At 71.4% G+C, this 14,646-nt stretch carries 9 protein-coding genes, 1 tRNA gene, 1 other RNA gene and 1 pseudogene; 4 read left to right on the forward strand and 8 right to left on the reverse strand.

The features are described from left to right. Nucleotides 1–96: 96 nt before the first annotated feature. Both IH68_RS56465 and ffs read right to left on the reverse strand, forming a co-directional pair. A complete protein-coding gene (locus IH68_RS56465) occupies nucleotides 97–654 on the reverse strand; it encodes a hypothetical protein (protein ID WP_159403721.1) in 558 nt (185 codons plus the stop codon). A 53-nt stretch (nucleotides 655–707) separates the two neighbouring features. Further along, nucleotides 708–804: signal recognition particle sRNA small type (ffs, locus tag IH68_RS52390), an RNA gene on the reverse strand. A 73-nt stretch (nucleotides 805–877) separates the two neighbouring features. On the opposite strand from ffs, the gene IH68_RS0123830 reads away from it, so the two are divergent. After that, a tRNA-Ser gene (locus tag IH68_RS0123830) sits at nucleotides 878–965 on the forward strand. A gap of 73 nt (nucleotides 966–1,038) precedes the next feature. Here the strand turns inward: IH68_RS0123830 and IH68_RS55455 are convergent. Continuing rightward, nucleotides 1,039–1,170 (reverse strand): annotated as a pseudogene (locus tag IH68_RS55455) (site-specific integrase); the annotation flags it as partial. Nucleotides 1,171–1,540: 370 nt separating this feature from the next. On the opposite strand from IH68_RS55455, the gene IH68_RS0123840 reads away from it, so the two are divergent. Continuing rightward, a complete protein-coding gene (locus IH68_RS0123840; RefSeq protein WP_030938549.1) occupies nucleotides 1,541–3,226 on the forward strand; it encodes an RICIN domain-containing protein in 1,686 nt (561 codons plus the stop codon). 296 nt (nucleotides 3,227–3,522) lie between these two features. Here the strand turns inward: IH68_RS0123840 and IH68_RS50090 are convergent, their stop codons facing one another. The 3 genes from IH68_RS50090 to IH68_RS0123855 form a co-directional block, all read right to left on the reverse strand. Then, on the reverse strand, nucleotides 3,523–5,385 hold the full coding sequence (locus IH68_RS50090; RefSeq protein ID WP_324607683.1) for a non-reducing end alpha-L-arabinofuranosidase family hydrolase: 1,863 nt from the start codon (nucleotides 5,383–5,385) through the stop codon (nucleotides 3,523–3,525). 316 nt (nucleotides 5,386–5,701) lie between these two features. Beyond that, nucleotides 5,702–6,487 (reverse strand): hypothetical protein, encoded by a 786-nt coding sequence (locus tag IH68_RS0123850; RefSeq protein ID WP_030938550.1) that lies wholly within the window; start codon nucleotides 6,485–6,487, stop codon nucleotides 5,702–5,704. Next, nucleotides 6,484–7,014 carry a SigE family RNA polymerase sigma factor gene (locus IH68_RS0123855; RefSeq protein WP_030938551.1) on the reverse strand — a complete coding sequence of 177 codons (531 nt, stop codon included), beginning with the start codon at nucleotides 7,012–7,014 and terminating at the stop codon, nucleotides 6,484–6,486. Before IH68_RS0123855 ends, IH68_RS0123850 begins: the two co-directional genes overlap by 4 nt. 318 nt (nucleotides 7,015–7,332) lie before the next feature. Between IH68_RS0123855 and IH68_RS0123860 the strand changes: the two genes are divergently transcribed. After that, the gene (locus IH68_RS0123860) at nucleotides 7,333–9,111 is read left to right on the forward strand and encodes an LPXTG cell wall anchor domain-containing protein (protein ID WP_234341537.1); all 1,779 of its coding nucleotides are present in this window, start codon (nucleotides 7,333–7,335) and stop codon (nucleotides 9,109–9,111) included. A 358-nt stretch (nucleotides 9,112–9,469) separates the two neighbouring features. Then, nucleotides 9,470–13,210 carry a hypothetical protein gene (locus IH68_RS0123865; protein ID WP_030938554.1) on the forward strand — a complete coding sequence of 1,247 codons (3,741 nt, stop codon included), beginning with the start codon at nucleotides 9,470–9,472 and terminating at the stop codon, nucleotides 13,208–13,210. On the opposite strand, the gene IH68_RS0123870 is transcribed toward IH68_RS0123865, so the two are convergent. Then, a complete protein-coding gene (locus IH68_RS0123870; RefSeq protein ID WP_051833700.1) occupies nucleotides 13,188–13,835 on the reverse strand; it encodes a hypothetical protein in 648 nt (215 codons plus the stop codon). The genes IH68_RS0123865 and IH68_RS0123870 overlap by 23 nt on opposite strands. A 95-nt stretch (nucleotides 13,836–13,930) precedes the next feature. After that, a complete protein-coding gene (locus IH68_RS0123875) occupies nucleotides 13,931–14,581 on the reverse strand; it encodes a hypothetical protein (protein ID WP_051833701.1) in 651 nt (216 codons plus the stop codon). Nucleotides 14,582–14,646 lie beyond the last annotated feature (65 nt).

Below are 14,646 nucleotides of genomic sequence, written 5' to 3' on the forward strand. Positions count from 1 at the left end.
CCGGCCCTCGTGGTGCCCACCCTCTCCCTCCTCTGGGGAGGCGACTACTTCTTCGCCGTACGCCACACAGTGGCCGCCTCGCTGGCCCTCCCGGTGCTACTGCTGGCGGGTCTGGCGCTCCCGGTGATGCTGCCGGGCGGCACGGCACAGGCCCATACGCTCACCACCCTGGAACCCGCGCTGCTCAGCTACGCGGCCGTGCTGCTCGCCGCCCTCGTCCTGCCCGGCGCGGGCGCCCAGGCCCTGCGCCGGCGCGACCCGATCCGCGCGGGCGCCCTCAGCACCAACTGGAACTGGCTGGGCGGCCTCGCCCTGATCCCCCTGGCGGGCCTGGCCACGTTCGCGCTGACCCCGCCGACGGGTCTGACGGCCGCGCAGGCCGTTCATCTGCTGCTGACGACGACCGTCACCGCCACGGTCCTGACGGCCCTGAGAGGGCTGACGGCGCTCTTCCTCCGCCTGCGCCCGCACGACACCGGCCTCGGCCGCGACATGTTCATCACGCAGAACACGCCCAACGTCTTCCTGTGGCTGGCCATGACCGCGGTCCTCACCCCCACGACCGGCCGCCACCCCTCGGTCATCGGCCTGGGCGTCGCGCTCGTCTTCTTCCTCGCGGTCTACGTCGACGAGCGGATCTTCCTCCGCGCGCACCGTCGCGACCAGGCCCCGACGGCCGTATCGGAATCGTCGGCGACGTCCGGGAAACACAAGACCCCCCACGCACCCGCCAGAGCCGACCTACCCTTGCTGCCTTCCGGCCCTGGGGGAGTTCAGTCAGATAGCGCCGCGTGAGGGGCTGAGCCCCACCTTACCCGATCGCGGGACGCCCGAACGAGTTCGCTAGCACCCTCCGACGTCATGTAATGTTCCCAGCGGAGGATTCGCCTAGAGGCCTAGGGCGCACGCTTGGAAAGCGTGTTGGGGGCAACCCCTCACGAGTTCGAATCTCGTATCCTCCGCCAGTGCCTCACCGGGCACGATGTCGAAGGGCCCCACCGTTCGCGGTGGGGCCCTTCGACGTTGTCCGTCTCAGTTGGTCTTCGGCGGCTCCCAGCCCGTGATCGCGCCGACCACGACGTACGGGACGCCGAGGATCAGGAGGACGGTCGCGGCGATGTGGCGAGCGTCATGGAGACGGCCGTCTCGTACGCCCGCGTCCTTCAGGAGAGCACCCAGAGCAGGCCACCCGACGCCGGTCCTGGCCACCCCCGACGGCACGGTCCGCTTCCTGGAACTGCCGGCCGGGCCACCGCCGGGCCCGGGCGGCATGCGGTCAAGGCGAAAAAGAAAAGATCTGTGGCTCTTCGCGGCAACGTTTTCGGCCTCTGGGACCACTCAGTGTCGTCCGGCCAAGTGGTCCGGTCAGATGCAACGGCTGAAAGAGAGCACAGGCGTGTCCCTGGAACGAGAGCACAGACATGTCCCCGGCCCACCCACCTCATCGGTGGCGTCCCCCGACGGCGGCGCGCGCGGTGGTCGCTCGAAGCATCGTGGCCGTCGGTTGCTCGCGCGTCGGGGTCTCTGGGCGGGTCTCACCATGGTGGTCGTGGCCGGCTCGGCTGTCGTGGTCAGCCAGGCTTCGGCGCAGCAAAAAACCCTGGATCTGAAGAAGTGGTACGTGCTGGTCAACCGCAACAGCGGCAAGGTGCTGGACGACCGCGCCTCCGCCAAGAACGACGGCGCGGCGGTGGTGCAGTGGGCGCGCCACGGCGGGGCCAACCAGCAGTGGCGGTTCATCGACGCGGGTGACGGGTACTACCGGCTGCAGAACCGGAACTCCGGCAAGGTGCTGGACGACCTCGGCTGGTCGAAGACCGCCGGCTCCGCCATCGTGCAGTGGAAGGACCTGAACGGCGCCAACCAGCAGTTCAAACTGGCCAAGTCGCCGGACGGCTACGTGCGTTTGGTCAATCGCTTCAGTGGCATGGCTGTCGATGTCCGCAACGCCGCCAAGGCCGACGGGGGCGCCGTCGTCCAGGACCGCGACCGGGGCGGCGCCGATCAGCAGTGGCAGCTCGTCCCGGCCGGGAGTGTCGGCAGCTCCGGTACGCCCACCGCGCCGAGCAGCAGCGTTCCCACCAGTCCGGCTCCGAGCAGCTCGCACCCGTCGTCGACGCCGTCTCCCGTGGCCGGTGGCGGCAGCTCGACGACACGTTTCATGGGCAGCAGCACGGTGCTCATCGGCGGCTCGGTGTCCGACGCCTCGGCAGCCGCCGCGCCGTTCGACGTGCGGTACGCCTATGTGCACAGCCGGCCCGCGCCCTCGTCGGACTACTACACGGCAGCGCGCTGCCACGACGATTGGTCGGGCTGGTGGGGCTGCTGGAACGGCAGCACCACGGCGCCCGGCACTTACGTGACCTGGCGGGACAGCGTGGCGGCCCAGGCGACGTACAAGGGCAGCCCGCGTCCGCAGAAGATGCTCTGGACCTGGTACTCGTTGCGCGACCTCGGGGATGCGGCAGGCGAGGGCGACGGTCCGGGCGAGGTCAAGGCCATCAACAGGACCGACCTGCTCACCCGGTACCTGAACGACTACCGCTTCTTCCTCCAGAAGATCGGCACATCGCACGACGCGATCGACCTCGAGCCCGACTTCTGGGGCTACGTCCGGTCGCTCGGCAATCCGCACCAGGTTCCCGCACAGGTCACGGCCTCGAATCCGACGGACTGCGGATCGCAGGAGAACAGCGCCACCGGACTCGCCCAGTGCCTGATCTCGATGGCGCACAAGTACGCACCCAACACCGCCGTGGGGATGCACCTTTCCTGCTTCGACTGGGAGACCAACACACAGGCCTGCGTCAAGGACTACGCGAGCCTCGGGGCGAAGAACGCCGACTTCCTGGCCACCGATGTGTCGGACCGCGACGCGGGCTGGTACGCGCAGCCGGCCCACGGCGGCAGTGACCACTTCTGGAACGACCAGAAGGCCGCCGCCGCGCTGCAGTTCTACAAGACGATGGCCGAGTCCGTGGGCAAGCCGGTGGTCCTGTGGCAGATCCCCGTGGGCAACATGGCGCAGAACAACACCCTCAACCATTACAAGGACGACAAGGTGGACTGGTTCTTCGGACACATGGACCAGGTGGCGAACGCCCATATCGCCGGGCTGCTGTTCGGTCCAGGGCAGCAGGAACAGACAACGGCCGAGACCGACGGCGGAAACCTGATCAGCAAGACCATCGCCTACCACAATTCAGGCGGCACAGCGCTCAAGTAGCGGCACAGCGCTCAAGTAGGCGAAGGCACGAATGCGCCCCCATCTCCCCGATGGGGGCGCATTCGTCATCTTCGCCGGGCTGAGGACTTCTCGGCCGGCGCCGGCCATGCCGCGCAGGATCAGGAGCACACCCATCAGCCGGACAAGCCTCGCCGGGCCTACGCCTGGTCCCCGAACGACGGGAACCCCAGCCGGCGTACGGCTGGGGTTCCTCGAGTCGGTGAGTATCGGTCAGCGGGTGGGTGCCACGCCGTAGACCGCTCGTCCACGCGTCGGCGCACCGGACCCGATCGCGATCAACGTGGATCAGGCAGATCAGCGCTGCAGATGACCGTCGTGTACGACGAGCCGAAGCTGCCCGGGAAGTTCCCGATCGGCATGCTCGCCCGGTAGATCTTGCCGTTGTCACCGGCGAAGAACAGGTACATGTTCTGGCCGTCGGCGATCAGGGTCTGGTCGATCGGAGCGGCGCCCGGGATGCTGCCGGTGAACAGCGCCTGCGGCGCGGACCAGCCGTTGGGGTCGGTGGGGTCGCTGGAGGTGCGGTAGACGAAGGGCGCCGCGCCCCACTGCGACGCCAGCACCCAGATCTTCTTGGGCGCGAAGTAGAACAGCGTGGGCGCCACCGCGGACTGGCTCATCCCGGTCTGGCCGGCCGACGCCATGTCCGACCAGTTCGTGAAGGGCTTGAACATCATCGAGTGGTACGACGATCCCGCCACGTTCGACGCGTAGACCAGGTGCTTGCCGTTGTACGTCACCGTGGTGAAGTCCTTCAGCGCGTCCCACCCGTTTGCCGGCTGCGCCAGCGGACCCGTCGACGTCCACCGGTACGTCGACGGAAGAGCGCATGTGGCGCCCGTCTGCGTGGGCGTTGTCGGGGCCGACGTCGACGTCCTGAAGTTCCAGTGCTGGTTGGCGCCGCCGCCCGAGTCCCAGATCTGGACCGGAGTGCCGTTGGCGGTCCGGCCGCCGGGGATCTCCAGGGCCCGGCCGCTGGCGACGTTGGTCAGCGTGTAGGAGCCGTCACTGTTGCGGCCCGCGCGCCAGTGCTGGTTGGCCCCGCCGTTGGAGTCCCAGACGGTCATCCTCGTCCCGTTGCCCGTCCGGTTGCCCGGCTCGTCCAGTACCCGGCCGCTGGCGACGTTGGTCAGGGTGTAGGAGCCGTCGCTGTTCCGGCCGGCCCGCCACTGCTGGTTGGAGGCACCGCTGGCGTCCCACACCTGGAGCGGGGTGCCGTTGCCGTTGTATCCCGCGGGCTCGTCGAGAACGCGTCCGGCAGCCGCGGCGGAGAGCGTGTAGACGGTGCCGGGGGTGATGCCCGCGCCACCCGTCGTGCCCCCGTCCGGCGTGCCGCCGCCGCTGCTGCCGCCCAGGGCGGTGAGCACCGCGCTGTAGGCGGGCTTCTTGTTGCCGCCCGAGTCGAACAGCAGCGGGTTCTCACCGGTGCGCCAGGAGTCGCTGTCGCGGATGCCCCACGCCGTGATGCCCGTGCAGCGGGCGACGTTCATGCACGCCTGGACGGCGTTGGCGTACGCCGTCGGTGACGCCTGGGCGATGTCGAGTTCGGTGATCTGGACGTCCACGCCGAGCGCGGCGAACTTGGACAGCGTGGTCTGGTAGCTCGCCGGCGGTCCGCCGGTGCCGAAGTGGCTCTGGAAGCCGACGCAGTCAATGGGCACTCCGCGGGACTTGAAGTCCTTGACCATGTTGTAGACGCCCTGCGTCTTGGCGTCGGTCCAGTTCTCGATGTTGTAGTCGTTGTAGCAGAGCTTGGCGGAGGGGTCGGCGGCCCGGGCGGTGCGGAACGCCTCCTCGATGAAGCCGTCGCCGAGCACGTTCTGGAAGACCGAGCTTCGGTGCCGGCCGCTGCCGTCGTCGGCGAACGCCTCGTTGACCACGTCCCAGGCGTAGATCTTGCCCTTGAAGTGGGTCATCTCGGTGGTGATGTGGTTCTTCATCACGCCGCGCAGGGTGTTGGCGTCGGTGATGGACTTGACCCAGCCGGGCAGCTGCGAGTGCCACACCAGGGTGTGGCCCCGCATTCGCTGGCCGTGGGAGGTGGCGTGGCCGACGATCTGGTCGGCGGGACCGAAGTTGAAGTTGCCGCGGGACGGTTCGGTGGTGTCCCACTTCATCTCGTTCTCCGGGGTGACCATGTTGAATTCCCGGCGTGGAGGCGGCATTCGACGTACGTGCGGCCTGAGCGACCAGGGGTACGGCGGTACCCGCGGCGGCGAGGACCACGGCGGCGACGAGCACGGTGCGGGTAGTCGGTTTACGGCGATGAGAGCGGTTCTGATCTGGCAACGGTATGTCCCTTTGGCATAGCGGGCCTTGATCCGGCCCCGGATACCCGCCAGTTGCCGCCACGGACACAAAGGTTGCCGCGATCGAGGGAGGATTTCCGCGAGGGGTGCGCCGGGGCACCTGGGAACGCGGGCCTGCGCCGCGCGCCGGTACCCGACCCGGCGTTCACCGGGTCGGGACGAACGCTCCCCGGACCGACGCGGAGCCGCCCGCACCCTGCGCGTCGACGCGGTAGCCGTCGCCCGCGGCACTGCGCACGCCGGTGCCGTTGTTGAACTGGGCGGCGAACTCATAGCTCCCGGCCGGCACGGTAAGGCCCGGCTTGAGGACCCAGCGGAAGACCAGCGTGCCGCCGGCCTCCCGGGTGGTGATGGTGAAGTCATCACTCGGCAGGGTCTGCCAGGTGCCGGTCTTCTGCACCCCGCCGGTCTGCACGATCCGCATCTCGATCGTGAGCGAGGTGAGCGGCCGAGTCGTCTTGAGGACGAGGTTGCTCTGCGTCCAGTAGACGGTGCTCTTCGGGTCCACCGAGCCGGCCGACCACAGCGGCCCGTTCCGGCTCTCGCCGGCGGCCGGTGAAGGACTGGTGGCCGGCGGAGTCGGTCGCGAGCTGCCCGGGGTGGTGACCGGAGCCGGCGCGACAGGGGTGGGGCGGGCCGATGTCGGGTGCGGGGAGCCGGCGGCCGAGGGCGGGGTGGCAGGCACGGTCACGGTGGCCGACTGCGAGGAGTGCGCGACGATGGCGGCGACTGCGAGGCCGCCGGTCGCCAGGATGCCGGCGGCGGCGAGCCCGGCGAGCGCGACCCTGGCCCCGGACCTCGCGAACGGCCGCGCGCGGTGACGGACGGCGGGGCCGGCCATGCCGCGTTGCACCCGGGCCAGCATCCTCGCGCGGTCGGGCCGGTGGGCCTCGGCGGCCTCGCGCAGCCGACGGGCGATCTCCTCGTTCACCGGTTCCTCCTCCCTGCCACCAGGTCCCCGACCGTTCCTGCGCCAAGTATCCTTTCCAGCTCGGCCATCCCCTTCGAGGTCTGGCTCTTCACCGTTCCGACCGAGATGCCCAGCGCCACCGCCGTGTCCTTCTCCGACAGGTCGAAGGCGTGCCGCAGCACCACACAGGCGCGCTTGCGGAACGGCAGCCGGGCGAGCGCCGCGCGGACATCCAGTACGGCCGCCATGTCAGGCCCCTCCACCTTCTCGGGGCTGCGGGACCAGAACAGCGTGATCCGGAGTCGCTCGCGCACCGCACTGCGGATGCGTCCCCGCGCCAGGTTGGCCACCACACCGCGGGCGTAGGCGAGCGGGTGGTCGGCCTGCCGCAGTCGATCCCAGCGCTGCCACAGGGCGACCAGGGCATCCGCTGCGAGGTCGTCCGCCGCGTCGGCCTCGCCGGTCAGGAGGTGGGCCAGACGGGCGAGTTCGGCATAGTGGCGTTCGAAGAATTCGTGGAACTCCGCGGACGCGTCTTCGAGGACCATCCCCCCATCGCCCTCTCCTGGCAATGATGTACACGTTAGTTGCACGTTTAACAACGGGGGCGCAGCCTAACAGGGCCCGGTTGCGCGATGTCCGGCTGCACGGCGATGCCGCCTGCCGACCGGTGACGTTCATCGCCGCGATCACCAGGTCGTCGGATGCCCTGTGCAGGCAGGAGCCGCTGCGGGATCCGAAGAACATCGGATACGGCGGCAACCTTTCCGTCCCGAGCGGCCACTCAGGGGTTGCACCAACCACGGCGAGCGCAATCAGCTGCCCCACGCCACCCGTGTCCACGCACTCCGATCGGGAGCCACCACGTGTCACCTGACGACCCGACCACGACCGAACAGCCGATGCCTCGGGACCGTACGCACCGCCGTAGCCGAACGCGCCGCCGCATCGTGGCGGGGGCAGTGGCGACCCTGGTGGCCGGGGCCGGCGCGGGCGTCCTGGCGCTCAGCGCGAACGCCGCGCCGGCCGTCGGCATCACGGTGGATGCCGGTACCTCGCTGGGCACGGTGCCCAGCACCGGGGTCGGCCTCAACACGGCGGTCTACGACTCGTACATGACCGACACCACGGCGTCATCGCTGATGAAGGGCGCCGGAGTCCGGCAGCTGCGCTACCCCGGTGGCTCCTACGCGGACGCCTACCACTGGAAGACCCACACCCTCGACGGCGGCGGCTGGGTCGCGCCCGGGACCGACTTCGACCACTTCATGGCCACCGCGAAGAGGGTCGGCGCCCAGCCGATCATCACCGCCAACTACGGCTCCGGCACGCCCCAGGAGGCCGCCGACTGGGTCAAGTACGCCAATGTCGACAAGGGCTACGGCGTGAAGTACTGGGAGATCGGCAACGAGGTCTCCGGCAACGGGTACTACGGCAGCAAATGGGAGCTCGACAACCACGCCGACAAAAGCCCCAGGGAGTACGCGAAGAACCTCCTCGCCTACGCGAAGGCGATGAAGGCCGTGGACCCGAAGGTGAAGATCGGGGCGGTGCTCAACACTCCGGGTTCCTGGCCGGACGGGGTGATGGCCGCGGGTGACACCGCCGACTGGAACCACACCGTGCTCGCCATCGCCGGCAAGTCGATCGACTTCGTGATCATCCACTCGTACCCGAGCGCTTCCAGCACGGCGGACCTGCTGAACTCCCCCACCCAGGTCGCGGGTGTCACCTCCGCGGTGCGCTCGCTGCTCACCACCTACGCGGGTGCGCACGCCGCCTCGGTCGAGATCGCGGTCACCGAGACCGACAGCACCCAGTCGCCGGCCCTCACCAGCCAGGCCGCGGCCCTGTTCGCGTCGGACACGTACATGAACTGGTTCGAACACGGCGCCGTCAACGTCGACTGGTGGGACCTGCACAACGGCATGGGCAAGGCACCCACCACCGTGGGCGGCGAGACCGACTACCTGGACCAGGGCGTGCTCTCCAGCGGAAGCTGCGCCGGCGGGCACTGCGAACCGGCCCGTGAGACGCCCTTCCCCACCTACTGGGGCATCCGCTCGCTGACCGCGCTGGCCCGTCCCGGCGACACCATGGTCAAGGCGTCCTCCGCCAAGCAGTCGGTCGCCGTGCACGCGGTGCGCAGCAGGGACGGCGGCCTGAACGTCATGCTGATCAACAAGGACCCGCAGAACACGGCACAGGTGTCGCTCTCCTACAAGGGATACACACCGGCCGCGGGGGCGGTCAGGACCGTTTCGTACACCAAGGGCGGCACCGCCCTGACCACGGCGGCGCGGGGAACGGCGGCCGCACAGACACTGCCCCCGTACTCGATCACGACCCTCCAGCTGAAGCCCGCGTCCGCGGCCTCCCGCGCCCACGCCCCGTCCCCCGCCCCCACCCCGAGCGCCGCCGCCCCGGTCGCCGCCGCCTCCGGCACGATCGGCACCCGGGCGCAGGCCTCGGCAGCCGGCGTACCCGTCGGTCGGCCCGACCGGAGCGACACGGCCGGCGACCTGGCCTCCACCGGGATGGGCGACACCGTCACCTACAGCGCCCTCGGTGGCCTGCTGGCCCTCGCCGCCGGCTCCGTACTGGTGCTTCGCAGGCGCCGCAGCAGGGGTTCGCACGCCAGGTGAGCCCCTGCCGCGCCGACGGCCGACGGCCCGGGCACCGCCGCCCACCAGCGGCGTGAGCCCCGGGCCGTCGGCCTCCGCGCCGGTGTTCCACCACACAGGAACCCGCGCGCGGCGATGACCTTCCCGCCCGGCCGTCTCTTCCTCGCCCCTGGATGAGTCGAGCCGGGGGGAAGGGCCTTCGCACCCGGATCGGAGGCGTGGGACCACAGCCTCCGGATCGGGGCTCCAAGCCCCCCCGGCCGTCCGGCTGCGGTCACCCATTCATCATTCGCAGGCAACCCGGATGTCACCCGGCTATCCGTATGGTCGCCATTCAAATGTCAGGACGTCTTGTACCGCACCTACGGAGGTACGCGTCATGGGGCGGCCCGAGAGACCGGTGGACCCGACGGCCGGGCCCGTCCAGCGGCTCGCGCACGAGCTGCGCGAGCTGCGGAAGGCCGCAGGCAGCCCCTCCTACCGGACGATGGCTAAAGCGGCGGGCTTCTCGGCGACCGCCCTGTCAATGGCCGCCGCCGGTGAACGGCTTCCCTCTCTCGCCGTGGTCCAGGGCTACGTACGCGCCTGCGGGGGCGATCCCGCCGAGTGGGAGCCGCGCTGGAAGGCCGCCGAAGCGGAGGCGAACCAGGCGGCCTCGGTGGAGGACATCGAGGACGCTCCGTCGCCGTACCGCGGTCTCGCCCGGTTCGAGCCTGACGACAGGCATCTGTTCTTCGGCCGCGACCGCGTGGTCGACGAGGTCGGGCACCTGGTGTGCGAGCACCGGTTCGCGGTGCTGTTCGGCCCCTCGGGGAGCGGGAAGTCGTCCCTGCTGCGGGCCGGGCTGGTCCCGCGGCTGCGGGCGGAGATCGTGGCGCTCGGTTGCCCTGCCACGCTGCGGATCCTCACCCCGGGAGCCATGCCGGCCACGACGTACGGACATCTGCTGAGCCCCGCCGAGGACGAGCCGGAGAGCTGGGTGGTGGTGGACCAGTTCGAGGAGGTCTTCACCCTCTGCCGCGACCCGCAGGAACGTTCCCGCTTCGTCGACCTGCTGCTCGCCGCCCGCGCCCCGGACAGCAGACTGCGCGTGCTGGTCGCCGTGCGCGCCGACTTCTACGCCCGCTGCGCCGAGCACCGGGGCCTCGCGGACGCGCTGCGCGGCGCCGGGCTGCTGCTCGGCCCGATGACGGCGGACGAGCTGCGGGAGGCGGTGGTCGGACCCGCGCAGGCGGCCGGATGCCGCGTGGAGCGGACGCTGACCGCCCGCCTGGTCGACGAGGTGCAGGGCGAGCCCGGCGGGCTGCCGATGCTCTCGCACGCGCTGCTGGAGACCTGGCGCCGCCGCAAGGGCCGGATGCTCACCCTCGCCGGGTACGAGGCCGTCGGCGGGGTGCGGGGCGCGATCGCGGCGAGTGCGGAGGAGGTGTACGGCGGACTGTCCCCGGCCCAGGCGGGTGCCGCCCGGCGGGTGCTGCTGCGGATGGTCGAGCCGGGTCAGGGCACCCCCGACACCCGCCGCCCGCTCACCCGGGCCGAGCTGGAGGAGTGGGCGGATGCCGATGTGCGGGTGGTGGTGGAGCGGCTGACCCGGGCCCGGCTGCTGACCGCCGACGAGGACGGCGTCCAGCTCGCCCACGAGGCCCTGATCACCTGCTGGCCCCGGCTGCACGGCTGGATCGAGGAGGACCGGGAGCGGCTGCGGCACCACCGGATGCTCGCGGACGCGGCCCGCACCTGGCTGGAACACGACCGCGACCCGGGCTACCTGTACCGGGGCAACCGGCTGGCCCGCACCGAGGAGCTGTTCCCGGACCTCGCGGCCGACCTCGCGCTGACGGTGCCGGAGCGGGCCTTCCTCGGCGCCGCATTGGACGCCCGGGCGGCGGAGCAGCGGGCCGCGGCCCGGATCAGCCGCAGGCACCGCATCCTGACCGTGTCGCTGTCCGCCGTCCTGGCGGTGGCGCTGCTGACGGCCCTCGCCGTCTGGCGTGCCTACGACGACAACGAGCGCCGGCGCACCCAGGAAGCGGCCCGCCAGGTCGCCGACGTGGCCGACGCGCTGCGCACCACCGACCCGCGCACCGCACTGCTGCTGGGCGCGGCCGCCTGGCGCGTCGCCGAGCTGCCCGAGTCCCGCCGCGCCCTGCTCGGCTCCCTCGCCCAGCAGGAGACGGACACCTTCACCGACCCCGTGCCCGGCGATTCCGCCTGGCGTTCCCTCTCCGCTTCCGGCCGCACCCTGCTGAGCCCGGTCGACCGCACCTGGCGCTCCTGGGACGTGCGAACGGGCCGGCGCACCGGCTCGGGCCGGCTGCCCGACGGCATGGTTGTCGGGGCGAGCCCGGACGTGCGGGTGCTCGTGGTCAGCGGCGAGGACGGGATACGGCTGTGGGACACGGCCACCGGGCACTGGACCGGTGGTCCCGATCCGCTGCCGCAGGTCACCGACGTCCGCTTCACCGGCGACGACCGTGCCTTCCTGGTTGCCGAGGGCGACCGGCTGCGGCTGCGCTCGGTCGCGGACGGCCGTGTGCTGTTCGAGGCCCCGGCACCGGGTACGACGGCCACGGCGCTCAGCGCGGACGGGCGGCGGGCAGCCGTCTGCTCCGGCGGGCGGGCCCCTCAGCTGTGGGACATCCCCGGTCGCCGTGCCCTGTCCGGCGACTGGCAGAAGGACCGCATCTGCGACGAGGACACGAACACGACCGTCCTCGCGCTCGACGGAGACCGGCTGGCCGCCACCACCGGCACCGGGCTCCGGGTCTGGGACACCGGAACCGGCAAGCGGATCGCAGACCTCGCCGACAACGGCGTGAAGCACGCCTCCTTCAGCCCGGACGGCGCCTTCCTCGCGACGGCCGACCGCGAGGAGATCCGGGTGCGTCGGCTGGCGGCCCCCGAAGTGCCCGTCTTCCGGCACTCCCTGAACAACCAGCGCCCCTACAGCGGCCTGGCCTGGGACCCGGACGGCCGCACCCTGCGCTACCTGGAGGGCAGCACCGTCCACACCCTCGACCTCGGCGCGGCGGTCACCCCGGCCTGGCACGGCACCCCGCTCGACGCCGTCGGCTTCAGCCCCGACGGCCGTACGTACGCCACGGCCGAGCGATCCGGCGACCGCTACCTCTTCCGGCTCCGCGCCACCGCCGACGACCGGCTGACACGCACCCTGCCCCCGGTGAACGTACCGGTCCTCCGCGATCCCGACCCGGCGATCCCCGTCGCCCCTCTCCCCCTGCTGGCGTTCAGCCCGGACGGCACGGCGCTCGCGTACGGCGTCTCGGCGCCCGGCCGGGAGGCCGTCGCACAGTCGTTCACGGTGTGGGACATCGCCCGTCGCCGCGTCCGCTCCACCATGGACCTGCCCAAAGACCCGGTGGTGAAGGCCGCTCTCGGACCCGGTGGGCGCACCCTGTACGCCGCCCGCTCCCCTCTCCGGCCTGGCGGCGACCTGTACGGCGAGGCTTGGGACACCGCGGCTCGCCGCAGGACGGCGGTGCTGCCGGGGCTGGCCAGTGTTCACCTGGCCGTGCGCCCCGACGGCGGGCTGCTGGTCGGTGACGGACGGCTCGCCGGGCTGCCGTTGGCCAAGGTCGCGCGCCGCGACCTGGTGCAGGGCGAGCACGTGGGCGCGGTGGGGTTCTCCGCCGACGGCTCCGTACTCGCGGTCGGCGACGACATGGGGCGGGTCGCCCTGTGGGACAGGACGGCGAGCCGGCGTGCCGGTGTGCTGCGCAACGTCTTCCCCGCGCCGCTCGGTGACCGCCCGGAGGCGGTGAGCGCGCTGGCGTTCAGCCCCGACGGCCGGACGCTGGCGGTGGGCGGCGACGCCGGGAGCGTGCAGCTGTGGGACGTGGCGACCCGCCAGCCGCTCGGCACCCCGCTGACCACGCCCGGCGACGCCGTCGAGTCCCTGGCCTTCTCCCCCGACGGCACGACCCTGTACACGGGCAGTGCGCACGTCCCGCTCCAGCGGTACGCCGTCGATCCCGGACGGGCGCTCGCGCGGGTCTGCGCCCGGGCGGGCACCGACCTGACGCGGGAACAGTGGCGGACGTACGTGCCGGACGCACCCTATCGGCGGACGTGCGGGGTCAGTGCGGGAGCCGGGGAGTGAGCTGCCGGGCCAGCGATACGAGGCGGTCGGCGTCCGTCGCCCCGTCTGTGTCCGCGAGGGTGAGCACCCAGGTCCTGGAACCCGCGCGCCACACCACGTAGGCGACGTTCTGCGGCGGCTGCAGCACCTGCACGGTCTCGCGGAAGGCGCCCTGCCCCAGCCCGGCGACCTCGGTGACCTTCACGTCGCGCATGCCCGCCGACGCGGGGTCGCGGACCAGGTTGTGCGAGGCGGAGACCTCGGCGTCGTAGGAGCGTGCGGACGGGTTGAGGGTCAGCAGGGCCGTCCCGTCGCCGGAGGCGTAGCTACAGGAGTCCAAAGCCGTGCCATTGCCGGGTGCGACGCGGGGAGCCTGCTTCGGGCCGGTCAGCACCTGCCCGGCGGCGGACCGGTCTAGGACGGCGCACAGGCGGGAAGGCGGCAGCGTCTTGGGCGAGGAGGTGACGGAGGGGGTGACGGCGGGGCCGGGCGAGACGGTCGTCATCGGATCTGCACCGGAGGGGGAAGCTCCCGCGGCGGCCGGGGATGCGCTGCCCGGGGAGCAGGAGGCCAGCAGAGCGCACAGGAGGGCGGCGGCCGCGGGCAGGGCGGTGCGGGGGAGACGGCGGAGACTGCGCGGGTGCATGGCCGGGGTTCCTCATGAGGTCGGAGGTCGAACAGGAGGGAGGCCCGGCCCCGGTGAAGGTGCAGGAACACCGGGGCCGGGCCGGCTTTGGGGTGTCAGTCCCAGATGTTGTACGAGCCGTAGTCGTTGACCCGGAGGTTGGCCTGCCACGAGCCCCACTCGTAGTTGCCGTCCCACCAGTACCGCTCCGAGCCGTGTTCGCAGCCGGAGTGGTCGGTGCGGAAGGCGCCGACGAAGGTGCCCTTCGTCCAGCGGCGCTCCACCACCTGGATCGGCTGGGCGTACTGGCCCGGGCGCAGGTTCGTGGTGAAGTTGAACGTGGTGGAGGTGGACCCGTTGCGGCCGTAGGAGGGGGTGACGCTGGCGAGCACCTGGTTGAGCCACGGGACGGGGTTGCTGACGCTGACGCCGACCGACCACTGCCAGCCCGTCGTCTTCTGCTGCTGCCAGGCGTACTGGCAGCCGGGTGAGTTCGTGGGGCAGCGGAAAGTGGGTCCGCGCCACACCCAGTCCTGGAAGGTGTTGCCGGCCTGGGTCTGGGACTTGGCCCAGGTGGTGTCGCCCTTGCGGATGTCGTAGCCGTCCGGCTTCCAGCACCAGGTGTCCGCCGAGGCGGAGCCGGGCGAGGCCAGCAGGATGAGCGGCGCGAGACCAAGACTCAGCGCCGACGCCAGCCAGCGGCGGTGCTTGCTCTTCTTCTTCACTGTGGGCTCTGCTGCGGGGGTCGTCAGAGCGTGGGGACGCACTTGGGTGGCTCCTTGCGGGGAGAGAAGCAATGGGGGGGAGGGTCCGGTGCTGCGAGCGGTGTACG

This window comes from Streptomyces sp. NRRL S-646 (genome assembly GCF_000720765.1).
Taxonomy (GTDB): domain Bacteria; phylum Actinomycetota; class Actinomycetes; order Streptomycetales; family Streptomycetaceae; genus Streptomyces.

Excerpts from the sequence above, each read along its gene's own strand:
- IH68_RS0123840 (WP_030938549.1), top strand. The coding sequence starts at position 1,541 with ATGGTGGTCGTGGCCGGCTCGGCTGTCGTGGTCAGCCAGGCTTCGGCG.
- IH68_RS50090 (WP_324607683.1), bottom strand. The coding sequence starts at position 5,385 with ATGGTCACCCCGGAGAACGAGATGAAGTGGGACACCACCGAACCGTCC.
- IH68_RS0123855 (WP_030938551.1), bottom strand. The coding sequence starts at position 7,014 with ATGGTCCTCGAAGACGCGTCCGCGGAGTTCCACGAATTCTTCGAACGC.
- IH68_RS0123865 (WP_030938554.1), top strand. The coding sequence starts at position 9,470 with ATGGGGCGGCCCGAGAGACCGGTGGACCCGACGGCCGGGCCCGTCCAG.
- IH68_RS0123870 (WP_051833700.1), bottom strand. The coding sequence starts at position 13,835 with ATGCACCCGCGCAGTCTCCGCCGTCTCCCCCGCACCGCCCTGCCCGCG.